This is a genomic window from Paraburkholderia sp. MM5477-R1 (genome assembly GCF_050436385.1).
Classification (GTDB): Bacteria; Pseudomonadota; Gammaproteobacteria; order Burkholderiales; family Burkholderiaceae; genus Paraburkholderia; species Paraburkholderia tuberum.
Window position 1 is genome coordinate 1,204,585 of the sequence record NZ_JBNDMC010000007.1, and the last position, 22,324, is coordinate 1,226,908.

A 22,324-nucleotide genomic window follows, 5' to 3' on the forward strand; every position below is an offset into this window, starting at 1 on the left:
GTGCAGCGATGAGCACGCCCGTTACCAGTGGCTTGCATGGCCTCGGTGAACCGTCGCGCTGGGTGCGTCACTGGGCGCACCTGATCGCGCCGGGCGGCGCGGTGCTCGACGTCGCGTCGGGGGCCGGGCGGCATGCGCGCTTTTTTGCGTCGCTCGGCCATCCGGTCACCGCGATCGATCGCGACGCGGTTGCTCTCGACCTGCTGCGCGACGCGCCGCTCGTCACACTTCTCGTGGCCGATCTCGAAGGCGCGACGTGGCCACTACCGGCCGATGCGGCGTTCGCCGCCGTCGTGGTCACCAACTACCTGCACCGGCCGCTTTTTCCGCAGTTGCTGCGCGCGCTCGCGCCCGGCGGCGTACTGGTTTACGAGACCTTCGCGCAAGGAAACGAAAGCGTCGGCAAACCCTCCAATCCGGCGTTTTTGCTCGCGCCTGGCGAGCTCCTCGACACCGTGCGGGGCCACCTGCGGGTGATCGCATTTCAGGACGGATTTCTCGCCGAGCCGCGTCCGGCCTACGTTCAGCGCATCTGCGCGGTTCGGGAAACGGCCAGGGCGCATGATCCCGCACGGGCAACAGCGCCACCTTGTTACGAGTTGGCTGGCTAATCCGCTACAATCGCGGTTTACCTGATCATATTCATGGCGTTTCATGACTAACGGCAACCACAGCGGTCACCAGGACGGCGTTCAGATCCGCGGCAGCATTCCTGCCATCATCACTCCGATGCTCGAAGACGGCAGCCTCGATCTGCCGGCGTTTCGCAAACTGATCGACTGGCACGTCGAGGAAGGCACGAATGCGCTCGTCGTGGTCGGCACGAGCGGCGAGTCGGCCACGCTGTCGGTCGAAGAACACGTGCTCATGGTCAAGACCGCAGTCGAGCACACCGCTGGACGCATTCCTGTCATCGCGGGCGCGGGTGCCAATTCCACCGCTGAGGCGATCGAACTCACGCAACACGCGAAGGACGTCGGCGCGGATGCCACGCTGCAGGTCGTGCCGTACTACAACAAGCCGACCCAGGAAGGCATCTACCGCCATTTCGCGAAGATCGCCGAAACCGTCGATCTGCCAGTGATTCTGTACAACGTGCCGGGCCGCACCGTCGCCGACATGAGCAACGAGACCATCCTGCGCTGCGCACAGGTGCCGGGCATCGTCGGCGTGAAGGAGGCCACGGGCAACATCGACCGCGCCGCGCATCTGATCAAGTCGGCGCCGGCGCATTTCGGCATCTATAGCGGCGACGACCCCACCGCGATCGCGCTGATGCTGCTCGGCGGTCACGGCAATATTTCGGTCACCGCGAACGTCGCGCCGCGCGCAATGAGCGAACTGTGCAAGGCCGCGCTCGCCGCGGACGTGAAGACCGCGCGCGAGATTCATCTGAAACTCCTGTCACTGCACAAGTACCTGTTTGCCGAAGCGAATCCGATTCCGGCGAAGTGGGCGCTGCAGCAACTGGGGCGTGTGCAGGGCGGCATCCGCCTGCCGCTCACGCCGCTCGACGCGCAATACCACGAAGTGGTGCGCGGCGCGCTGCGCGAAGCGGGCCTGCTCGGCTGAACGGGCGACCGTCCCGCCGCCCACGCAAGACCGCCACCGGCATTTCATTAACCGACGTCGCTTCAGCCCACGTTCCCGGCAGATCGAACGAGGCATCGCGTTCCAGCATCACGAAGGACCTCATGAAACGTTCCGCACTTTCCCTCCACGCAACCCGCATGGCGGCGCTGGCGCTTGCCCTGTCGACGCTCGCCGGCTGTGACACGCTGAACGACTGGTTCGCTTCCGACCGCGTCAACTACAAGGCGACCTCGAGCGCGCCGCCGCTCGCCGTGCCGAGCGATCTGAGCACGTCGCCGAACGACCAGCGCTATGTGGCACCGCCGGCCAATCTGGCGCTTGGTGGCACGCCGACGCGCGCTGTCACGGCGGCCGGCAACGCGACCGAAGGTCAGCCGAACGCGCAGGATCCGCTCGGCATGCATATCGAGCGCGACGGCGACCGTCGCTGGCTGGTGGTAGACGGCCGTTCCCCGGAACAGCTCTGGCCGCAGCTGCAGGAGTTCTGGCAGGAAAACGGCTTCGTGCTGAAGACCGATGCGCCGGCCACCGGCATCATGACGACCGACTGGGCGGAAAACCGCGCGAACATTCCGGACGACTGGTTCCGCCGCACGATCGGCAAGGTCATCGACTTCGCCTATTCGTCGGGCACCCGCGACAGTTTCCGCACGCTGGTATCGCGCGGTCCGGACAGCGCGACCGATATCTCGATCACGCACAGCGCGATGGAAGAGGTGATGACCGGGCAGGACAAGACGTCTTCGCGCTGGGAAGAGCGTCCGCGTGATCCGGCGCTCGAGGCGCTGTTTCTCGCCAAGCTGATGCAGAAGTTCGGCCTGACTGAAGCACAATCGAAGCAGTTGCTGACCGACGCGCGCACCGCCGCCGCGCCGACCACGATCGAGCAGAACGCGGGTGCGTCGACGCTCGATCTGCAGGAGTCGTTCGACCGTGCCTGGCTGCGTGTGGGCCTCGCGCTCGATCGCACCAACTTTACGGTCGACAACCGCGATCGCGAGAAGGGCATCTACTACGTGCGCTACGCGGATTCGATGCAGGAACTGAAGAAGGAAGGCCTGTTCGGCAAACTGTTCTACAGCGGCAATTCGACGCGCAAGCCGGGCCAGGAATTCCTCGTCAACGTGCGCGCGAAGGGCGACGCAGTGACGCAGGTCGCGGTCGTCGACGCGAATGGGCAGATCGACACGTCGTCGGACGCGCAGCGCATCGTGTCGCTGCTGCACGCGCAACTGAACTAAGGCGGGTCGTGCGCTTCGCAAGTCTCGGCAGCGGCAGTGAAGGCAATGCGCTGCTGGTGGAGGCGCGCAGCGGTGCGGTCACCACGCGTGTCCTGCTCGATTGCGGTTTTTCCGCGCGCGAAGTCGAGCGGCGTCTGACGCGGCTCGGCGCGAGTGCCGAGCACCTCGACGCGATCCTGATTACGCATGAACATAGCGATCACATCGGCAGCGCATTGACGCTGGCGCGCAAGTGGTCGATTCCGCTGTACATGAGCTGGGGCACCGCGCGCGCGGTGGGCGCCGACGAAGCCGATGTTGACCTGCAGGTGCTGTGGGGCGACGAGGCGGTATCGATCGGAGAGCTCAGCGTTCTCCCTTATACCGTTCCGCACGACGCCCGCGAACCGCTCCAATACGTGTTCTCGAACGGCGCGAGCCGGCTTGGCGTGCTCACCGACGTGGGCACGTCCACGCCGCATATCAGCGCGGTGCTGAGTGGCTGCGACGCGCTCGTGCTCGAATGCAATCATGACGTGCAGATGCTCGCGGGCAGTCGTTATCCGCCGTCGCTGAAGGCGCGTATCGGCGGCAATCACGGGCATCTGAACAATCACGCGGCGGCTGAAATCCTGGCGTCGCTCGACCGCTCGCGCTTGCGGCATCTGGTCGCGGCGCATCTGAGCCAGCAGAACAATCTGCCGGAACTTGCGCAGGCGGCGCTGGCGGGCGTGCTTGACGCGGCTCCCACGGAGGTGGTGGTTGCGTCGCAGAGCGAAGGTTTCGCGTGGTTGACGGTGTGACTGTGTGACGGTCTGACTGTGGCGCCCGGTTGGCGTCCAGTCGCGCTGCACGCCATGCACTGGGTGGGCAGGTAATGAAAAGGCCCATAACGAGCAATCGTTATGGGCTTCTAATTTGAGCGTCGAGTGCGGCGTGGGGCACGCCGCACGACCGGGCAAACTTAATTGCGGTTGCCGCCAAAAATGCCGAGCAGCGCAAGCAGATTGACGAACACGTTGTACAGATCCAGGTAGATCGCCAGCGTCGCCGTGATGTAATTCGTCTCGCCGCCGTTCACGACGCGCTGCACGTCGAACATGATGTAGGCGGAAAAGATCACGATTGCCATGACTGAAACCGTCAGCATCAGCGCCGGCAGTTGCAGGAACACGTTCGCGACCGAAGCCAGCAGGATCACGATCACGCCCATGAAGAGCCACTTGCCGAGGCCTGAGAAGTCACGTTTGCTGACCGTGGCGATGGTCGCCATGGCCGCGAAGATCACACCGGTGCCACCAAAAGCGAGCATGATCAGCGACGGGCCGTTCGAGAAGCCGAGCACGAACGCGAGAATGCGCGACAGCATCAGCCCCATGAAGAACGTGAAGCCGAGCAGTACGAAGACGCCGACGGCGCTGTCCTTGGTGCGCTGGATCGCGAACATGAAGCCGAAGGCGATCGCGAAGAATGCCAGCATGCTCATGGCGGGGCTGGTGGCGGCGAACAGTGAGAAGCCGGTGGCAAGACCCACCCACGCGCCGAGCACGGTCGGAATCATGGACAGCGCGAGCAGCCAGTAGGTATTCCGTAGCACGCGGTTGCGTGTTTCGACCGTGCTGACCGCGCCGTTGCGGCCAAACATATACGGATGTTCGTTCATGATCTCTCCTTACCTCGGAAGCGTGTTTCGTGATGGTGATACGGCAATTTGCGAAGCGCCGGCGGGCGCACCGTTCATCCGTAAGATTAGCGCGGCAGCACGGAGTTTCAATACCTCCAGTCGCCCACATCGCCTACGCTACCAGTATTTCGCGCCCTTTGCTTTGATCCTTTCAGTGCTGTAAGGGTTCAATCGCAATGATGCACGGGAACATGCTACAATAGCGGATTCATTTGAATCTGTAACTTCTTAATTTTTTGGAGTTTTTATGGCGATCGAGCGCACCCTGTCGATTATCAAACCGGACGCAGTGGCCAAGAACGTGATCGGCCAGATCTATACCCGTTTTGAAAACGCTGGTCTGAAGATCGTGGCATCGCGCATGGTTCATCTGTCGCGTGCTGACGCCGAGAAGTTCTACGCCGTGCACGCAGCACGTCCGTTCTTCAAGGACCTCGTTGAATTCATGATCTCGGGTCCGGTGGTCGTGCAGGCGCTGGAAGGCGAAAACGCGATCCTGAAACACCGGGATCTGATGGGTGCGACTGACCCGAAGAAGGCAGAAAAGGGCTCGATCCGTGCCGACTTCGCGGACAGCATCGACGCCAACGCGGTGCACGGCTCGGACGCACCGGAAACGGCCGCGATTGAAATCGCATTCTTCTTCCCCCAAGTCAACGTCTACTCGCGTTGAGCGCCTCGCGCTGAGGTCAGGCGGTGGCCTCGGTCGTAAGCCGTGTCCGCCTGGCGCGTTTCGTGCAGCCGAGTTGTTTTATCGCATGAATCGCGCGCGTTGCACGGCAAAGTAGTAAGGTAAAAGCAGCAGGAATGGGCGCGAACGGGCACGGCGTTCATGCAGCTTGTTGCATGAACGTAGTCTCGCAATGAAATGGCAGGATTCGATATGACGAGCAGTCCCTCCGTCAACCTTCTCGACCTCGACGCCCAAGGGCTCGTCGCCTATTGCGACAGCCTGGGCGAGAAACCGTTTCGCGCCAAGCAATTGCAGCGCTGGATTCATCAATACAACGCTGCCGACTTCGACGGCATGACCGATCTCGCGAAGTCCTTGCGCGAAAAGCTCAAAGGGCGCGCCGCGATCACGATGCCGGGCGTTGTCAGCGACCACGTTTCGTCGGACGGCACACGCAAGTGGCTGATCGACGTCGGAAACGGCAACGCCGTTGAAACCGTCTACATCCCCGAAGAAACGCGCGGCACGCTGTGTGTGTCGTCACAGGCTGGGTGTGCGGTCAACTGCCGGTTCTGCTCGACCGGCAAGCAGGGGTTCTCCCGCAATCTCACCACCGGCGAAATCATCGGCCAGTTGCGCATGGCTGAGTTTGCGCTGCGCGCGTCGCGTGGTGATGCTGGCGGCCGCGCGATGGGCGGCGACGGCAAGGGCGAGCGCGTCGTCACGAACGTCGTGATGATGGGGATGGGCGAGCCGCTGCTCAATTACGACGCGGTCGTGCCGGCCATGCGCCTGATGCTCGACGACAATGCGTACGGCCTGTCGCGCCGGCGCGTCACGTTGTCCACTTCGGGTGTCGTACCGATGATGGACCGGCTCGGCGCGGATCTGCCCGTGGCGCTCGCGGTGTCGCTGCATGCCTCGAACGACGCGCTGCGCGACGTGCTGGTGCCGCTCAACAAAAAGTATCCGCTGCGCGAGCTGATGGCGGCGTGCGAGCGCTATCTGAAAGTCGCGCCGCGAGATTTCATTACGTTCGAATACTGCATGCTCGATGGCGTGAACGACAGCGAGGCGCACGCGCGCGAGTTGCTCGCCGTCACGCGTAACGTGCCGTGCAAGTTCAATCTGATTCCGTTCAATCCGTTCCCCGAATCGGGCCTTATCCGTTCGAAGCCGGAACAGATCAAGCGGTTTGCGCAGGTGTTGATGGACGCTGGCGTGGTCACCACTGTGCGCAAGACCCGCGGCGACGATATCGATGCTGCCTGCGGTCAGCTGGCCGGCGCGGTCAAAGACCGCACGCGTCTTGCTGAGCGCACCGGGAAGGCGGCGAAGGTGATTGAGGTTCGCGCCGTGTAATCGCGAGGGGCGGCAGGGCGTCGGCGTTCGGCGGAAAATACCGCGAGCGCAAAAATGCTCCCATGCCACCGGCGATTAAAAGAAAGTTTGCAGAATCGATCGGGAGCGGTACACAAAGCCGCACATTTTGTTATAAACGGTCTGCGATTTGGACGTGACGCTCGAGCCCGTCCGGTCGCACGATTAAAAGAATCGACGCGAAAGGATTTGGGATGAGTGAGCCGCAGCACCCGCAGCCGCACGAGACAGACACGAGCGATGGCCATCCGGCACCCGTTGCAAGGGCGGTGGTCCAGCCTGTCGTGCAGCCGGCCCTTGATTCGTTGGCAGCGGTTGGCGCGCGCTTGACCCAGTTGCGCGAGTCGAAAGGCTGGACTATCGAGGACGTGTCGGCGCGGCTGAAGGTGTCGGTCGTCAAGCTGAGCGCGCTCGAGGCGGGCGACGTCAACCATCTGCCGGACACGACGTTCGCACTCGGCGTCGTGCGCAGCTACGCGAAAATGCTGGGCGCCGATCCGGCGCCTTTTACGGCGGCGCTGCGTCGCGAGAAGGGCGTGCCGGCGCCGAATCTGTCGATGCCGGCGTCATCGGGCAAGGATCTGCCGCGCGGTAAGGTTTCGCTGTCGCTCGGCGACAGCGGGCATAAGAGCCGTTCGTGGCTGTGGGGCATTGCGGCGATCGTCGTCGCGGTCATCGCACTCGGGATGTGGCGCACTAACGGCGGTGATTCGTCCGCGTGGCTCGCGCGCCTGAAGGCAAGCGCGAATAGTTCGACTATCAGCGACACGGCGGCTTCGGGCGCGGTCGCTCAGGGTCCGGCGACGGCGGCGGAAGGGGCATCGGCGCCCGACGCGGCGGCCACGGCTGACAACGCGGCGAGCGCGGATAATGCGGTGTCTGCGTCGGCAACGCCGATGCCGGCTCCGCTTGCCACTGGCACCGCGCCGGGCTCGGCCCCGGCAGCGAATACAGCGGCAACGCCGGCACCGACGGCCGGCTCGCAGGCTCGGGCACAGGCCGCCATGGAGAGCGCAATTGCACCGGCGGTCGTGGCGAACGCGTCGGCACCGGCGGTCACGCCAGCGCTCGGCGAGGCGGTCGTCGCGCTGCGCGTGACGCAGGACAGCTGGTTCAGCGTGCGTGACAAGAACGGCAAGGAACTGTTCTCCGGCCTCGTGCATGCCGGCGATCCGAAGCAAGTGACGGGTGTCGGTCCGTTCAAGGTCACGGTCGGCAACAAGGCGGGTCTCGAGTCGGTGACGCTCGACGGCCAGCCGGTCGATCCGTCGAAATATGCGACAGCCAAGGGCAACGTGGCGCGCTTTGCGCTGCCTTGACAGATACGGTACGCGCCGCGGTCAACCGGTCCGCGGCGCTTTTTCAATTCAGGCGCTGCGTTTTTGCATAGCGCGTGCGGCGTAAATGGGTTTTTCGATGCAAACCGAAGCTCAATCCCAATCCTGTAGCAAGATCGTTTCAGACGAGCCGGTGTTCGGCGGCCCCGCGATGCGGCGCAAGTCGCATGCGGTCAACGTCCGCTGGGGTGGTCAGCTCGTGACCATCGGCGGCGATGCGCCGGTGCGCGTGCAGTCGATGACCAACACCGACACCGCCGACGCGATCGGTACCGCTATCCAGATCAAGGAACTGGCGCAAGCCGGGTCCGAACTGGTGCGTATCACCGTGAATACGCCGGAAGCGGCGGCGGCCGTGCCGGCGATCCGCGAGCAACTCGACCGCATGGGCGTGATGGTGCCGCTCGTCGGCGACTTCCATTACAACGGCCACCTGCTGCTGCGCGACTATCCGGGCTGCGCGGAATCGCTGTCGAAGTACCGGATCAATCCGGGCAACGTCGGGCACGGCGCGAAGCGCGACACGCAGTTCGCGCAGATGATCGAGACGGCGGTCAAATACGACAAGCCGGTGCGCATCGGCGTGAACTGGGGCAGCCTCGACCAGGACCTGCTTGCGAAGATGATGGACGAAAACGGCTCGCGCGCCACTCCGTGGGAAGCGCAAAGCGTGATGTACGAAGCGCTGATCCAGTCGGCGATCGGCTCGGCGGAACGTGCGGTCGAACTCGGCCTCGGGCGCGACCAGATCATCCTGTCGTGCAAGGTTAGCGGCGTGCAGGATCTGATTGCCGTGTACCGCGAACTCGCGCGCCGTTGCGATTTCGCGCTGCATCTTGGCCTGACCGAAGCGGGCATGGGCTCGAAGGGCATCGTCGCGTCGACCGCGGCGCTGTCGGTTCTGCTGCAGCAGGGCATCGGCGATACGATCCGTATTTCGCTGACGCCGGAACCGGGCGCGTCGCGCACAGGCGAAGTGATCGTCGGTCAGGAGATTCTGCAGACCATGGGCCTGCGCTCGTTCACGCCGATGGTGATCGCGTGCCCCGGCTGCGGGCGCACCACGAGCACGCTGTTCCAGGAACTCGCGTCGCAGATCCAGACCTACCTGCGTCAGCAGATGCCGGTGTGGCGCGACCAGTATCCCGGCGTCGAGCAGATGCACGTCGCGGTGATGGGCTGCATCGTCAATGGTCCGGGCGAATCGAAGCAGGCGAATATCGGCATCAGCCTGCCGGGCTCGGGCGAGAATCCGGCCGCGCCGGTGTTCATCGACGGCGAAAAGGTGAAGACGCTGCGCGGCGAGAACATCGCGCAAGAATTCCAGCAAATCGTGAGCGACTACGTCGAGCGCCGCTATGGCCGCGCCGACGCGCTCAACTAAAAACCGGCTATCGAAACACAGATGACTGAACAGAAGAAAAAGCTCGAGAAGCTGTCTGGCGTGAAGGGCATGAACGACATCCTTCCGCAGGAAGCCGGGCTCTGGGAATTTTTCGAAACCACCGTCAAGTCGATGCTGCGTTCGTACGGATACCAGAATATCCGCACGCCGATCGTCGAGCATACGCAGCTGTTCACACGCGGTATCGGCGAAGTGACCGACATCGTCGAAAAAGAGATGTACAGCTTCACCGACGCATTGAACGGCGAAAACCTGACGATGCGCCCGGAAAACACGGCGGCCGTGGTGCGCGCGTCGATCGAACACAACATGCTGTACGATGGCCCGAAGCGTCTGTGGTATATCGGTCCGATGTTCCGTCACGAGCGTCCGCAGCGCGGCCGTTATCGCCAGTTCCACCAGGTCGGTGTCGAGGCGCTCGGTTTCGCGGGTCCGGATGCGGACGCGGAAATCATCATGATGTGCCAGCGTCTGTGGGACGATCTCGGCCTGACTGGCATCAAGCTCGAAATCAACTCGTTGGGCCTCGCTCAAGAGCGCGCCGCGCATCGTGTCGAACTGATCGCGTATCTCGAAAAGCACATGGACGTGCTCGACGAAGACGCGAAGCGCCGTCTCTATACGAACCCGCTGCGCGTGCTCGATACGAAGAATCCTGCGCTGCAGGAGGTTGCGCGGAACGCGCCGAAGCTGATCGATTTTCTTGGGGAAGAATCGCGCGCGCACTTCGAAGCTCTGCAGCGTCTGCTGAAGGCGAACAACCTTCCGTTCACGATCAATCCGCGTCTCGTGCGCGGTCTCGATTACTACAATCTGACCGTGTTCGAGTGGGTGACCGACAAACTCGGCGCGCAAGGCACGGTCGCGGCGGGCGGCCGCTACGATCCGCTGATCGAACAGCTCGGCGGCAAGCCGACGGCTGCGTGCGGCTGGGCGATGGGCGTCGAGCGGATTCTCGAGCTGCTGAAGGAAGAACAGCTCGTGCCGGAAGACGAAGGTTGCGACGTGTACGTGGTCCATCAGGGCGACACCGCGCGCGAGCAGGCGTTCATCATCGCCGAGCGTCTGCGCGATACCGGTCTCGACGTGATCCTGCATTGCAGCGCGGACGGTCAGTCGGCAAGCTTCAAGTCGCAGATGAAGCGCGCCGACGCGAGCGGCGCCGCGTTCGCGGTCGTGCTCGGCGAAGATGAGATCGCCAACGGCACTGTCGGCGTGAAACCGCTGCGCGATACGCAAGCCCACGGCGGTAAGAACGAGCAACAGAACGTGCCCGCCGAAGACTTGACCGAATATCTAATCAATGCGATGGTTGCATCCGCCGAAGACGGCGACGACTGATCGCGATGTCGTTGGGCCGGCTGGCTCGACACGCACACGTAGCAAGAATGAGGAAATCGCCGGGCGATGAGTTACCACGACGAACAAGAATCGATTGAAAGTCTGAAGGCATGGTGGACGCAGTGGGGCAATGCGACCACGTGGATCGTGCTGGTGGTGTTGCTGGCAGGCGCGAGCTGGAACGGCTGGAATTTCTGGCAGCGTCGTCAGGCCGCGGAAGCCGCGGTGCTGTATGACCAGGTTCAGCAAGCCGCGGCATCGGGCGATAAGGCGCAGATTGCGCGCGTCGCCGCCGACATGGAAGACAAGTTCGGCCGTACTGCCTACGCGCAGATGACCGCGCTCGGCGCCGCCAAGGCGCTGTACGCCGCTGGCGACGAAGCCGGCGCGAAAGCGCAGCTGCAATGGACGATCGATCACGCGAAGGACGACGAGTTCAAGCAGATCGCGAAGCTGCGCATGGCATCGCTGCTGCTCGACGACAAGGCATACGACCAGGGCCTCGCGCTCCTGGCCGAGCCACAATCCGATGCCTTCAAGGGCGTCGTGGCGGACCGCCGCGGCGACCTGCTCGCCGCCCAGGGCAAGCGCGACGACGCGCGCGCGGCCTACAAGCTCGCGCTCGACTCGCTGTCGAACAGCGACAGTTCGGCGCGCCAGCTGATCCAGTTCAAGCTGGATGCGCTTGGCGGCTGACCGTCCCGCGCGGCGCGCCGCGAGCCACGACCGCAAGGCGGTCTCCTTTAATCCAATTTCCTGAATGCTTCGTCCACCGATGAATCTGCTGAAACGTTACGCCGTGCCCGTTATCTGTGCGATGACCGTTCTCACGCTGGCGGCTTGCTCATCCACGAAAGACGAGCGCCGTGTGCCGACGCCGCTCACCGAGTTCAAACCCGTGCTCGACGTGCAGCAGTCCTGGTCGGCGAGCGTCGGCAAGGCGGGCCGCTACCTGTTCTCGCCGGTTGCGCTCGGCAATGCCGTGTATGCTGCCGGCACGAATGGCACGGTCGCCAAGATCGACGCGCAAACGGGCAAGGACGTGTGGCGCGTCAAGTTGCACGATGATCTGTCGGCGGGCGTCGGCAGCGATGGCACGCTCACCGCGGTCGGTGGCTTGAAGGGCGACGTTTACGTGCTAGGCGCGGACGGCAAGCAGCTGTGGACCGCGAAGGCGCCGGGCGAGATCATTACGCCGCCGCTCGTCGGCAACGGCCTCGTGATCGTGCGCACGATCGACGGCCAGATCGTCGCGTTCAACGCGCAAACCGGCGAGCAGAAGTGGAACTTCCGCAACCGCGCGGTGCCGCTGAACCTGCGCGTGTCGTCGGGCATGACGTTCGCAGGTGACGCGGCCGTGCTGGCCGGCTTCCCGGGCGGCTCGTTCGCCGCGATCAACTTGCAGACGGGCGACGCCTACTGGCAGACGCCGGTGTCGTATCCGAAGGGCGTGACCGAGGTCGAGCGTATCAACGACGTGACCGGCCCGCCCACGCTGGTGGGTTCGGAGACCTGCGCGGTGACGTTCCAGGGCCAGATTGGCTGTTTCGACGCCAACTCGGGCCGCGCGCTGTGGGGCAAGCCGTTCTCGAGCACGACCGGCCTCGCGCAGGATGAGCGCAGCGTGGTCGCCGCCGACGACTGGTCGGTCGTGTCCGCATTCGACGTGAACAACGGCTCGGTGCTGTGGAAGAACGACACGCTGAAGAACCGCGACCTGAGCGTGCCGACGCTGCTCGGCCGCGCGGCCGTGTTCGGCGACTACAAGGGCTTCGTGCATTTCCTGTCGACCGTCGACGGCACGCTCGTCGCACGAGTGAAGACCGACGGCAGCGCGATTACCGCGGCGCCGGTGCTGGCTGGCGACACGCTGGTCGTACAGACGCGCGACGGCGGCCTGTTCGGCTATCGTCCGCGCTGATCGCGATAGATGATGTCAGGCGCGCAGGCCGGCTTTGCCGGCCGCGCGCTTTTTAATTGAAGTCTGCGCCGGCTTTGGCGTGCGGCTCCTGCGTCGGGTTGCCACGCTGCCCGTCGCGTGATCGGGCAGGCTCAATAGAAAAAATCGCCGGACGGGCTGGTCCGGCAAGTCGGATCGAGGCTGTGGCCGCCGGCACGCAAGGCGGCGCGTGCGCTTCGTCGACGGCCTTGCAAATTAAAGACGCCCTCGAACACGAGCGCGTCAGCCGTCGAGCAGCCCGGTCTGAAGCAGGCGCCCCCGGCGGCGTCTGTGCAGCCCACGCCCGTCCGCCTGGATGCGCATATCGATCGCGCATCCGGAGCAGGCTGAATTCGTGATAATTTCGTCAGAACGCCACCCCGTGGCGCCCGCCTGGCGTCGCTACGCGCGCGATCGGTTGCGATCCCGCGTTTCACCGTGAACAACATCAGATGAAACCCGTTATTGCCCTCGTTGGGCGCCCCAATGTGGGGAAATCCACGCTGTTCAACCGCCTTACGCGTTCGCGTGATGCGCTGGTTGCCGACCTGCCCGGTCTCACGCGCGATCGCCATTACGGCGAAGGACGCGCCGGCGAGCGGCCGTATCTGGTCGTCGACACCGGCGGCTTCGAGCCGGTCGCGAAAGACGGCATCCTGCACGAGATGGCGCGCCAGACCCGCCAGGCGGTCGAAGAGTCGGACGTCGTCGTGTTCATCGTCGATGGGCGCAACGGTCTCGCGCCGCAGGACAAGTCGATCGCCGACTATCTGCGCAAGGTCGGCCGGCCGATCTTCCTCGTCGTGAACAAGGCCGAGGGCATGAAGTACGCCAACGTCGCGGCCGACTTCTACGAACTCGGTCTCGGCGATCCGCGCGCGATTTCGGCCGCGCACGGCGACGGCGTCACCGACATGATCAACGAGGCGCTCGAAGTCGCGTATGCCGGTCAGCCGGAAGAGAGCGAGGAAGACAAGGGAGCGCGCGGCGTGAAGATCGCCATCGTCGGCCGGCCGAACGTTGGTAAGTCGACGCTGATCAATGCGCTGGTCGGCGAAGAGCGCGTGATCGCGTTCGACATGCCCGGCACTACGCGCGACTCGATCTACGTCGATTTCGAGCGCAACGGCAAGCCGTATACGCTGATCGACACGGCCGGCCTGCGCCGCCGCGGCAAGGTGTTCGAGGCGATCGAAAAGTTCTCGGTCGTGAAGACGCTGCAGTCGATCTCCGATGCGAACGTCGTGATCCTGCTGCTCGACGCGCGTCAGGACATCTCGGATCAGGATGCGCACATCGCTGGCTTCGTCGTCGAGCAGGGCCGCGCGCTGGTGGTTGGCGTGAACAAATGGGACGGTCTCGATCCGCATGTGCGCGAGCGCACCAAAGCCGACCTCGAACGCAAACTAAAATTTCTGGACTTCGCCAAATTCCATTTCATTTCCGCCGCGGAAAAAACCGGAATCGGGCCGCTGATGCGTTCGGTCGACGACGCGTACACGGCCGCGATGTCGAAGCTGCCGACGCCGAAGCTGACGCGCGCGCTGATCGAGGCGGTCGAATTCCAGCAGCCGCGCCGTCGCGGTCCAGTGCGTCCGAAGCTGCGTTACGCACACCAGGGCGGACAGAATCCGCCGATTATCGTGATTCACGGCAATGCGCTCGACGCGATCACCGACACGTATAAGCGGTACCTCGAAAATCGCTTCCGGGAAACTTTCAAGCTGACGGGGACTCCATTGCGAATAGAGTTCAGATCGTCGACGAACCCTTACGCGGACAAAGGCTGAAGCAAGCTGAAGCTGGTCTTAAACCTGGGCTGAAACCCGCGTGTATGCTGGGTTTGGCCGGGGGTCCCGGGCCCGCGCGTCGAAATGAAAATCAGCTATAGTGTAGCGGTTGGCGGCGGATCTCTTTTTCTTCGCCGTCAATTCAGTCAACCTGCAAAAAAATACGGAGTTTGCTATGAGCAACAAAGGGCAATTGTTACAAGACCCGTTTTTGAACGCACTGCGTAAAGAGCATGTGCCGGTGTCGATCTACCTGGTCAACGGCATCAAGCTTCAAGGGAACATCGAATCGTTCGACCAGTACGTCGTGTTGCTCCGGAATACGGTCACCCAGATGGTCTACAAGCACGCCATTTCGACGGTCGTGCCTGCCCGTCCGGTGAATTTCCACCCGGATTCCGAACAGTCCTAACCCTCGCCGCGGCCGGCACACTGTCGCCCGTTGGCGATCACTCCCGGCCGCGTCATTTTGATACCCTCCAATTTGATCAATGCAGCGCTCGTTGGCATCGACTTCGGCAAGATCGATTTCGAAGCCAGTCTCGAAGAACTCAGCCTGCTCGCGCAAAGCGCGGGCGCGAACCCCCTGGTCACCCTCACCGGACGCCGTTCCAGTCCCGACGCGAAGATGTTCGTCGGCAGCGGCAAGGCCGAAGAATTGCGCCTTGCGTGCGAAGCAAACGACATCGAACTCGTGATCTTCAACCATGCTCTGGCGCCTGCGCAGCAGCGCAATCTGGAGCGGGCGCTTAATCGGCGCGTGGTCGATCGCACCAGTCTGATCCTCGACATTTTCGCGCAGCGCGCGCGCAGCCACGAAGGCAAGCTGCAGGTCGAACTCGCGCAGCTGCAATATCTATCGACCCGGCTGATTCGCGCGTGGACCCACCTCGAACGTCAGAAGGGCGGTATCGGATTGCGCGGTCCAGGCGAGACGCAGCTCGAAACCGACCGCCGGCTGATCGGCGAGCGCATCAAGGCGCTCAAGATCCGCCTCGACAAGCTGCGCCGCCAGCATGGCACGCAACGCCGGGCGCGGCATCGCAACCAGACGATGTCGGTGTCGCTCGTCGGCTACACGAACGCCGGCAAATCGACGCTCTTCAACGCGCTGACCAAGGCGCAGGCGTATGCCGCCGACCAGTTGTTCGCCACGCTCGATACCACCTCGCGGCGCGTGTATCTGGGCGACGAAGCGGGGCAGGTGGTGGTGTCCGATACCGTCGGTTTCATCCGCGAGCTGCCGCACCAGCTCGTCGCCGCGTTCCGCGCGACGCTCGAGGAAACCATTCACGCGCACCTGCTGCTGCATGTCGTCGATGCATCGAGCGCGGTGCGGCTCGACCAGATCGATCAGGTCAACGAGGTGTTGCACGCGATCGGCGCGGACACGATCCGTCAGGTGCTCGTGTTCAACAAGATCGACGCGGTGCCAGAGCTGGCAGCCCCTGGCGACGCGGTCGAGCGGGACGAGTATGGTAATATTTCGCGCGTCTTTTTGAGCGCGCGCACCGGGCAGGGGCTGGATGCATTGCGCGCTGCCATCGCCGAAATCGCTACAGCCGAACCGCTTGCCGACATGCCGTTCGATGCGTCGCAAGATGACCGCGCGGCGCAACTGCGCGACGACCACAAGGTTCCAGAACTCGGGCACTGACCCGTTCCAATTGCACTGACCCGCTGTCTACTCTGGTGAACGAACACAGGTGAACGATTACAACGAGCGGAGTATCTGGCTGCGTATGCGCGCCTTGCTTTCACTGAACGATCCGCGTTGGGGCCGGGGCGACGGCAACGGCGACCGGCAACGGCCGAACGATCCGAAGCGACCGGCACGCGACGGTGAAGGTCCGCCCGACCTCGACGAAATGTGGCGTGATTTCAATCGCCGTCTGTCCCGGATTTTCGGGCGCAGGGGCGGCGGTGTCGGCGGTGGCCGTCCTGACAACGGCCGTGGCGCGCGCATCGGCGTCGGCATCGTGATCGGCGTGCTGATCGCGATCTATCTCGGCAGCGGTGTGTTCGTCGTGCAGGATGGCCAGGCGGCCGTCGTGCTGCAGTTCGGCAAGTATCGCTATACCGCGGCGCCGGGCGTGCACTGGCGTCTGCCGTTTCCGTTCGAGTCCCACGAGTTCGTCAATGTCGGGCAGATCCGCCAGGTCGAGATCGGCCGTAGCAATGTGGTGCGTCTCGCGAACGTGAAGGACGCGTCAATGCTCACGCACGACGGCGACATCGTCGACGTGCGCTTCGCCGTGCAGTACCAGGTGCGCAAGCCGAACGACTTTCTGTTTCGCAGCGTCGATCCCGATCAGAGCGTGATGCATGCCGCGCAGGCGGCGGTGCGCGGTATCGTCGGCGCGCAGAGCACTAGCGATATCCTCGATCAGGATCACGAAACTTTGCGCCAGCAGCTGATCGCGGCGATCCAGCAATCGCTCGATCAGTACCAGTCCGGTCTGGCAGTCACGGGCGTGACGATCCAGAGCGTGCAGGTGCCCGAGCAGGTGCAACCCGCGTTCGCCGACGCTGCGAAGGTGCACGACGAAAACGAACGCGCGAAACGCGATGCGCAGGCTTATGCGGCCGATCTTCTGCCGCGCGCGCAGGCCGACGTCGATCGTCAGGTCCAGGAAGCCAAAACCTATAGCCAGACCACGGTCGCGCAGGCGCAGGCCGAGGCCGAGCGCTTCAACCAGGTCTACGCCCAATACGCGAAGGCGCCGGCCGTCGTGCGCTTCCGCCTGTACATGGAAACCATGCAGCAGATTTACGCGAACGCGACCAAGGTGTTCGTCGACGCGAAGAACGGCAACAACGTGCTGTATCTTCCGCTCGACAGGCTCGTCGAGCAGAACCGCGAACGCCAGGCCGCGGCGGCGGGCGCCGCCGCTTCGGGTCCTGCTGTCGCGGGCGCGCCGCAAGCGGCGAGTGCGGCCGCGCCGTCGGCCGCGTCGGCCGCTGAGACCGGTGCCGCGGCAGGCTCCGCCGCCGCTGGCGCATCCGCACCCGCCGCTTCCGCGCCTGCGCCAGCGAGCCGGCCGAGCGCCGCGTCGCTGCGCTCGCGCGAAGCGTTCCGCAATCGCATGCGCGAAGACGACGTTCAATAAGGAGCGCACAAGAATATGAACCGAATCATTGCGCTCGTCGTCGCGCTCGTCATCGTGCTGTTCGCGGCAACGTCGATGGTGTTCGTCGTCGATCAACGGCATATGGCTGTGTTGTCCGCGCGCGGCGACGCGACGCCCACGCTGCTCGGCCCGGGGCTGCACGTGAAGCTGCCGCCGCCGCTGCAAACGGTCGCGTTCGTCGACAATCGCATCCAGTCGCTCGACGCACCCGACGAAGATCATTACGTCACGTCCGACAAAACCGATCTGCTGGTCAACCCGGTGATCAAGTTCCGCGTGACCGATCCGCTGAAGCTGATCGCCGAAACGAAGGGTGATCCGCAGAGTCTGCCCGACCGGCTCGCGCTGCTGTCGCGCGGCGCGCTCGGCGACGCGTTCGGCAAGTTCACGCTGTCCGACGCGCTCGCCAAACAACCGGCGATCGCCGAACAGGCCCGCGGTGCGATGGACAAGGGCGCGGCATCGCTCGGCGTATCGGTCGTGGATGTGCAACTCACGCGCGTCGATTTCCCGGCAGCGGTGGCCGACTCGGTATTCAAGCGCATGATCGCCGCGCGCCAGCAGGTCGCGGCGGACGAGCGAGCGAAGGGCGCCGCCGAAGCGAACCAGATCCGCGCGGACGCGCTCGCGAAGCAGCAGGCGGTGCTCGCCGACGGCCTCGCGCAGGCGCAGGGCATTCGCGGCGAAGGCGATGCAAAGGCCGCGGAGATCGCTGCCGAAGCGTTCGGCAAGGATCCGCAGTTCTACCAGTTTTATCAAAGCATGCAGGCGTACCGGAAGACCTTCAAGCCGGGCGACCTGATCGTGGTCGACTCCAGTAGCGAGTTCTTCCGCTTCATGCGTAGCCCGACCGGCGGCGTCGCCCCGGACGCTTCCGCGCCTGCTGCGCGCAAACGCTGATTACCGAAGGCCGCGGCATCCGCATCGCGGCCGCTTCACTCGCATGGACATAGCTGGTTCGTTATTGCTCGCGATCGCGCTGATGCTGATTATCGAGGGGATGTTTCCGTTCGTTTTTCCAACCGCCTGGCGCGACACGTTCCGTAAAATAGCGGAACGACCGCCGCATCAGATTCGTGTCGGAGGGCTCATCGTGATGTTGCTCGGGCTGGTTCTACTGTTCATCGCGACCTGAAGCCGGCTTGCTTGTCTGATGAACGCCGCGTGTTGCGGCGTGTTTTGCCGGCCCGAGCAAAACGCGTACTGACCTGCCACGCCGCCGCGCGTCGCGCGCGTGCCGCAAAGCGCCGCCCGAGCGTCTGTGTCAGCCGCCAGAATCAAGCCGCTCTACGTCATTCACACTCATCATCGGCGCTGCAAGACGCCGTGTTCAACGCCGTAGGACTGTATCGATGTCGACCTGGTTGCTTCCTGAGAATATCGCCGACGTGCTGCCGTCGGAGGCCCGCAAGATCGAAGAATTGCGGCGTCATCTGCTGGACCGTTTCCGCTCGTACGGCTACGAGATGGTGATGCCGCCGCTGCTCGAATACCTCGAGTCGCTGCTGACGGGCGGTGGGCACGATCTGAATCTGCGGACCTTCAAGCTCGTCGATCAGCTGTCGGGCCGCACGCTCGGTCTGCGCGCCGACATCACGCCGCAGGTCGCGCGCATCGACGCGCATCTGCTGAACCGCCAGGGCGTCACGCGTCTTTGCTATGCGGGCAACGTCGCGCATACGCGCCCGCGCGGCCTGCATGCGACGCGTGAGCAGATCCAGATCGGTGCGGAAATCTACGGCCACGCGGGGCTCGAAGCGGACCTCGAAATCCAGCAGCTGATGCTCGACGCGCTGCGTCTCGCCGGCCTCGCGAAGGTGCGTCTGGACCTGTGTCACGCGGGCGTGCTGGCGGCGCTGATCGAAGCCGAGCCGGCCGCCGAGGAACTGGGCCCGGCGCTCTACGACGCGCTGGCCGGCAAGGACGTGCCGCGCCTTGTCGAGATGACCGCGCAATTCTCGCCGGTGATTCGCGATGCGCTGCGCGCGCTGCCGACGCTGTACGGCGACGCGTCGGTGCTCGAAGAGGCCCGCGCGCGTCTGCCGAATTCACCGGCGATCACCCGCGCGCTCGACGACCTCGCGTTCCTCGCGAGCCAGGTCGACGGCGCCGAAGTGATGATCGACCTCGCCGATCTGCGCGGCTACGCGTACCACAGCGGCGTGATGTTCTCCGCTTACGTGGACGGCGTGCCGAACGCGGTCGCGCGCGGCGGCCGTTACGACCACGTCGGTCAGGCCTATGGCCGCGCTCGCGCGGCAACCGGCTTTTCGCTGGATCTGCGCGAAGTCGCGCGGATCTCGCCGGTCGAAGCGCGCAGCAGCGCGATCCTCGCGCCGTGGCGGCACGACGAAGCGTTGCGCGTGGCGGTCGCGGCATTGCGCGATGGCGGTGAAGTGGTAATCCAGGCGCTGCCTGGCCACAAGCACGATCTCGATGAATTCGCGTTCGACCGGGTGCTGGTCGAGCGCAATGGCGCATGGGTGGTTGAACCGCGCGCTTGAGCCGCGCGTTCCGATCTACGCTGCCGGGGACCCGTCCCCCGACGTTCGCCCGAGGGCGGCGCAACCACCGCCCGAATCGCGCGCGGTCGAGCGACTCTGCGCGGCCGCGCATCCCTTCCAATACTCAACATAACGTGCATACCGTTGAGCGGAAACGGAAAAATTCCGGAAGCTTCCGCGAACCCAGGTAAAATACGTTTTTAACCAGCTTACGAAACAACATGTCTGCCAGCGCAGTGAATGTGAACCCCGGGCGCAACGTCGTCGTCGTGGGTACCCAATGGGGTGATGAGGGCAAGGGCAAGATCGTCGACTGGCTGACGGACCACGCTCAGGGCGTCGTTCGCTTCCAGGGCGGTCACAATGCCGGTCACACGCTTATCATCGGCGGCAAGAAAACCATCTTGCGTCTGATTCCGTCGGGCATCATGCATCCCGGCGTCGCGTGCTACATCGGCAATGGCGTCGTGTTGTCGCCGGAAGCGCTGTTCAAGGAAATCGGCGAACTCGAAGCCGCCGGCATCGACGTCCAGAAGCGCCTGTTCATTTCCGAAGCCACCACGCTGATCCTGCCGTACCACGTCGCGATCGACCAGGGCCGCGAAGCGCGCCGCGGCGCGAGCAAGATCGGCACGACCGGCCGCGGCATCGGCCCGGCCTACGAAGACAAGGTCGCGCGCCGCGGCCTGCGCGTGCAGGACCTGTTCGACGCGCCAGCCTTCGCCGAGCGTCTGCGCGAAAACCTCGACTATCACAACTTCGTGCTCACGCAGTACCTCGGCGCCGCCGCGGTCGACTTCCAGCAAACGCTCGACACGATGCTGAGCTACGCCGACCGACTGAAGCCGATGGTCACCGACGTGTCGCGCCGTCTCTACGACGTCAACGCGAACGGCGGCAATCTGCTGTTCGAAGGCGCGCAGGGCACGCTGCTCGACATCGACCATGGCACCTATCCGTTCGTCACCTCGAGCAACTGCGTCGCGGGTGCCGCGACGGCGGGCGCGGGCGTCGGTCCGCAGAAGCTCAACTACATCGTCGGCATCACGAAGGCGTACTGCACGCGTGTCGGTTCGGGCCCGTTCCCGAGCGAACTGTACGATGCGGACAATGCCTCGCGCCAGGACCCGATCGGCCTCGAACTCGCCACCGTCGGCAAGGAATTCGGCTCGGTCACCGGCCGTCCGCGCCGCACCGGCTGGCTCGACGTCTCCGCGCTGCGTCGCTCGATCCAGATCAACGGCGTGACGGGGCTGTGCATGACCAAGCTCGACGTGCTCGACGGTCTCGACGAAGTGAAGCTGTGCGTCGGCTACACGATCGACGGCCACGACGTCGATCTGCTGCCGCGCGGCGCGACGGAAGTCGCGCGCTGCGTACCGGTCTACGAAACCTTCGCGGGGTGGAAGGAAAGCACGGTCGGCATCAAGGAGTGGGACAAGCTGCCCGCCAACGCGCGTGCGTACCTGACGCGCGTGCAGGAAGTCGCGGGCATTCCGATCGACATGGTCTCCACCGGTCCGGACCGCGACGAAACGATTCTGCTGCGTCATCCGTTCAAGGTCTAAGCGATGCAAGGTGTACCCATGATCGCGATGAAAGATCCGCGCAACGACGACAAGAACCTGTGGGTCGGCTGGGACGAATATCACCGGCTGATCGAGATGCTCGCACTTGCCGTGCACGAATCGGGCTGGAAGTTCGACAAGATCCTGTGCCTCGCGCGCGGCGGTCTGCGCGTCGGCGACCAGCTGTCGCGCATCTACGATCTGCCGTTGGCGATTCTGGCAACGAGCTCTTATCGCGAGGCGGCCGGCACGCAGCAGGGCGAACTCGACATCGCGCAATACATCACGATGACGCGCGGCGAACTGCACGGTAACGTGCTGCTCGTCGACGACCTCGTCGATTCGGGCGTCACGCTCGCGCGCGTGCAGCAGCATCTGAAGGAACGCTATCCGGCCATCACCGCGGTGCGCTCGGCCGTGCTGTGGTACAAGGGCTGCTCGAAGGTGAAGCCCGATTACCACGTGCAGTATCTGCCGACCAACCCGTGGATTCATCAGCCGTTCGAGGAGTGGGACACGGTGCGTCCGCATAACCTCGGCGCGTGGATCAAGCGCGGCATCGCCCAGGCCGATGAGGCGTCGGGCAATTGACGCGAAGCCGCGCGCCTCACGCTTTGTCGCATCGGATCTCGTGCGGCATCGCGGTGTCACAAAACGGAGCCCAGTCGGGCTCCGTTTTTTTATGCGTCACGCGCGGCGCCAGGACGTCCGCACCGCGACAGGCGCGTCCATATCGCAGTGCTACACTGCGCGGACATC

At 64.1% G+C, this 22,324-nt stretch carries 21 protein-coding genes; 20 read left to right on the top strand and 1 reads right to left on the bottom strand.

Annotated elements, in window-relative coordinates; translation table 11 throughout:
- Positions 1-8: 8 nt before the first annotated feature.
- The 4 genes from OKW35_RS34475 to OKW35_RS34490 all read left to right on the top strand — a co-directional run bounded on the left by OKW35_RS34475 (position 9) and on the right by OKW35_RS34490 (position 3,616).
- On the top strand, positions 9-611 hold the full coding sequence (locus tag OKW35_RS34475) for a class I SAM-dependent methyltransferase (protein WP_184057305.1): 603 nt from the start codon (positions 9-11) through the stop codon (positions 609-611).
- 43 nt (positions 612-654) lie between these two features.
- A complete protein-coding gene (dapA, locus tag OKW35_RS34480; protein WP_090800745.1) occupies positions 655-1,572 on the top strand; it encodes a 4-hydroxy-tetrahydrodipicolinate synthase in 918 nt (305 codons plus the stop codon).
- A gap of 122 nt (positions 1,573-1,694) precedes the next feature.
- A complete protein-coding gene (gene bamC, locus OKW35_RS34485) occupies positions 1,695-2,834 on the top strand; it encodes an outer membrane protein assembly factor BamC (protein WP_184022417.1) in 1,140 nt (379 codons plus the stop codon).
- 8 nt (positions 2,835-2,842) lie between these two features.
- Complete coding sequence (locus tag OKW35_RS34490; RefSeq protein WP_090800741.1) at positions 2,843-3,616, top strand: MBL fold metallo-hydrolase; 774 nt, start codon at positions 2,843-2,845, stop codon at positions 3,614-3,616.
- 161 nt (positions 3,617-3,777) lie between these two features.
- On the opposite strand, the gene OKW35_RS34495 is transcribed toward OKW35_RS34490, so the two are convergent.
- Positions 3,778-4,476, bottom strand: a complete 699-nt coding sequence (locus tag OKW35_RS34495) for a Bax inhibitor-1/YccA family protein (protein ID WP_018417558.1) — start codon at positions 4,474-4,476, stop codon at positions 3,778-3,780.
- A 268-nt stretch (positions 4,477-4,744) separates the two neighbouring features.
- Between OKW35_RS34495 and ndk the strand changes: the two genes are divergently transcribed.
- From ndk to OKW35_RS34575, 16 genes are all read left to right on the top strand, one after another.
- Complete coding sequence (gene ndk / locus OKW35_RS34500; RefSeq protein WP_184057303.1) at positions 4,745-5,170, top strand: nucleoside-diphosphate kinase; 426 nt, start codon at positions 4,745-4,747, stop codon at positions 5,168-5,170.
- A gap of 210 nt (positions 5,171-5,380) precedes the next feature.
- A complete protein-coding gene (gene rlmN / locus OKW35_RS34505) occupies positions 5,381-6,532 on the top strand; it encodes a 23S rRNA (adenine(2503)-C(2))-methyltransferase RlmN (RefSeq protein WP_184057301.1) in 1,152 nt (383 codons plus the stop codon).
- A gap of 212 nt (positions 6,533-6,744) precedes the next feature.
- Positions 6,745-7,869, top strand: a complete 1,125-nt coding sequence (locus OKW35_RS34510; protein WP_429405238.1) for a helix-turn-helix domain-containing protein — start codon at positions 6,745-6,747, stop codon at positions 7,867-7,869.
- Between the two features lie 85 nt (positions 7,870-7,954).
- A complete protein-coding gene (gene ispG, locus OKW35_RS34515; RefSeq protein WP_184057297.1) occupies positions 7,955-9,271 on the top strand; it encodes a flavodoxin-dependent (E)-4-hydroxy-3-methylbut-2-enyl-diphosphate synthase in 1,317 nt (438 codons plus the stop codon).
- Positions 9,272-9,292: 21 nt separating this feature from the next.
- Complete coding sequence (gene hisS / locus OKW35_RS34520) at positions 9,293-10,633, top strand: histidine--tRNA ligase (RefSeq protein WP_429554422.1); 1,341 nt, start codon at positions 9,293-9,295, stop codon at positions 10,631-10,633.
- Positions 10,634-10,699: 66 nt separating this feature from the next.
- Positions 10,700-11,329: a YfgM family protein gene (locus OKW35_RS34525; protein ID WP_090800729.1), complete on the top strand. Its 630-nt coding sequence runs from the start codon at positions 10,700-10,702 to the stop codon at positions 11,327-11,329.
- Positions 11,330-11,408: 79 nt separating this feature from the next.
- On the top strand, positions 11,409-12,554 hold the full coding sequence (gene bamB, locus OKW35_RS34530) for an outer membrane protein assembly factor BamB (protein WP_184057293.1): 1,146 nt from the start codon (positions 11,409-11,411) through the stop codon (positions 12,552-12,554).
- Between the two features lie 470 nt (positions 12,555-13,024).
- Positions 13,025-14,362, top strand: a complete 1,338-nt coding sequence (gene der, locus OKW35_RS34535) for a ribosome biogenesis GTPase Der (RefSeq protein ID WP_187612662.1) — start codon at positions 13,025-13,027, stop codon at positions 14,360-14,362.
- A 175-nt stretch (positions 14,363-14,537) separates the two neighbouring features.
- Positions 14,538-14,774, top strand: a complete 237-nt coding sequence (gene hfq / locus OKW35_RS34540; RefSeq protein ID WP_006051315.1) for an RNA chaperone Hfq — start codon at positions 14,538-14,540, stop codon at positions 14,772-14,774.
- Between the two features lie 30 nt (positions 14,775-14,804).
- Positions 14,805-16,019, top strand: coding sequence for a GTPase HflX (gene hflX, locus OKW35_RS34545; protein ID WP_429554423.1), 1,215 nt, complete (start codon positions 14,805-14,807; stop codon positions 16,017-16,019).
- 49 nt (positions 16,020-16,068) lie between these two features.
- Positions 16,069-17,472 carry an FtsH protease activity modulator HflK gene (gene hflK, locus OKW35_RS34550; RefSeq protein ID WP_184057289.1) on the top strand — a complete coding sequence of 468 codons (1,404 nt, stop codon included), beginning with the start codon at positions 16,069-16,071 and terminating at the stop codon, positions 17,470-17,472.
- A 15-nt stretch (positions 17,473-17,487) separates the two neighbouring features.
- A complete protein-coding gene (gene hflC, locus OKW35_RS34555; RefSeq protein WP_184057287.1) occupies positions 17,488-18,393 on the top strand; it encodes a protease modulator HflC in 906 nt (301 codons plus the stop codon).
- Between the two features lie 43 nt (positions 18,394-18,436).
- Entirely contained in the window at positions 18,437-18,628 is a 192-nt protein-coding gene (locus OKW35_RS34560; protein WP_090800720.1) for a DUF2065 domain-containing protein, read from the top strand.
- 217 nt (positions 18,629-18,845) lie between these two features.
- A complete protein-coding gene (locus tag OKW35_RS34565) occupies positions 18,846-19,997 on the top strand; it encodes an ATP phosphoribosyltransferase regulatory subunit (protein WP_429554424.1) in 1,152 nt (383 codons plus the stop codon).
- Positions 19,998-20,218: 221 nt separating this feature from the next.
- Positions 20,219-21,565 carry an adenylosuccinate synthase gene (locus OKW35_RS34570; protein WP_429489395.1) on the top strand — a complete coding sequence of 449 codons (1,347 nt, stop codon included), beginning with the start codon at positions 20,219-20,221 and terminating at the stop codon, positions 21,563-21,565.
- Between the two features lie 18 nt (positions 21,566-21,583).
- Entirely contained in the window at positions 21,584-22,156 is a 573-nt protein-coding gene (locus OKW35_RS34575; protein ID WP_167368598.1) for a phosphoribosyltransferase, read from the top strand.
- Positions 22,157-22,324: the final 168 nt, after the last annotated feature.

What these genes read in the sequence shown, in the direction of transcription:
- ndk (WP_184057303.1), top strand. Translation starts at nt 4,745, where the DNA reads ATGGCGATCGAGCGCACCCTGTCGATTATCAAACCGGACGCAGTGGCC.
- OKW35_RS34565 (WP_429554424.1), top strand. Translation starts at nt 18,846, where the DNA reads ATGTCGACCTGGTTGCTTCCTGAGAATATCGCCGACGTGCTGCCGTCG.
- OKW35_RS34525 (WP_090800729.1), top strand. Translation starts at nt 10,700, where the DNA reads ATGAGTTACCACGACGAACAAGAATCGATTGAAAGTCTGAAGGCATGG.
- OKW35_RS34570 (WP_429489395.1), top strand. Translation starts at nt 20,219, where the DNA reads ATGTCTGCCAGCGCAGTGAATGTGAACCCCGGGCGCAACGTCGTCGTC.
- hflC (WP_184057287.1), top strand. Translation starts at nt 17,488, where the DNA reads ATGAACCGAATCATTGCGCTCGTCGTCGCGCTCGTCATCGTGCTGTTC.
- bamC (WP_184022417.1), top strand. Translation starts at nt 1,695, where the DNA reads ATGAAACGTTCCGCACTTTCCCTCCACGCAACCCGCATGGCGGCGCTG.
- hfq (WP_006051315.1), top strand. Translation starts at nt 14,538, where the DNA reads ATGAGCAACAAAGGGCAATTGTTACAAGACCCGTTTTTGAACGCACTG.
- OKW35_RS34560 (WP_090800720.1), top strand. Translation starts at nt 18,437, where the DNA reads ATGGACATAGCTGGTTCGTTATTGCTCGCGATCGCGCTGATGCTGATT.
- rlmN (WP_184057301.1), top strand. Translation starts at nt 5,381, where the DNA reads ATGACGAGCAGTCCCTCCGTCAACCTTCTCGACCTCGACGCCCAAGGG.
- OKW35_RS34495 (WP_018417558.1), bottom strand. Translation starts at nt 4,476, where the DNA reads ATGAACGAACATCCGTATATGTTTGGCCGCAACGGCGCGGTCAGCACG.
- der (WP_187612662.1), top strand. Translation starts at nt 13,025, where the DNA reads ATGAAACCCGTTATTGCCCTCGTTGGGCGCCCCAATGTGGGGAAATCC.
- OKW35_RS34510 (WP_429405238.1), top strand. Translation starts at nt 6,745, where the DNA reads ATGAGTGAGCCGCAGCACCCGCAGCCGCACGAGACAGACACGAGCGAT.
- dapA (WP_090800745.1), top strand. Translation starts at nt 655, where the DNA reads ATGACTAACGGCAACCACAGCGGTCACCAGGACGGCGTTCAGATCCGC.
- OKW35_RS34575 (WP_167368598.1), top strand. Translation starts at nt 21,584, where the DNA reads ATGATCGCGATGAAAGATCCGCGCAACGACGACAAGAACCTGTGGGTC.
- OKW35_RS34475 (WP_184057305.1), top strand. Translation starts at nt 9, where the DNA reads ATGAGCACGCCCGTTACCAGTGGCTTGCATGGCCTCGGTGAACCGTCG.
- bamB (WP_184057293.1), top strand. Translation starts at nt 11,409, where the DNA reads ATGAATCTGCTGAAACGTTACGCCGTGCCCGTTATCTGTGCGATGACC.
- ispG (WP_184057297.1), top strand. Translation starts at nt 7,955, where the DNA reads ATGGGTTTTTCGATGCAAACCGAAGCTCAATCCCAATCCTGTAGCAAG.
- hisS (WP_429554422.1), top strand. Translation starts at nt 9,293, where the DNA reads ATGACTGAACAGAAGAAAAAGCTCGAGAAGCTGTCTGGCGTGAAGGGC.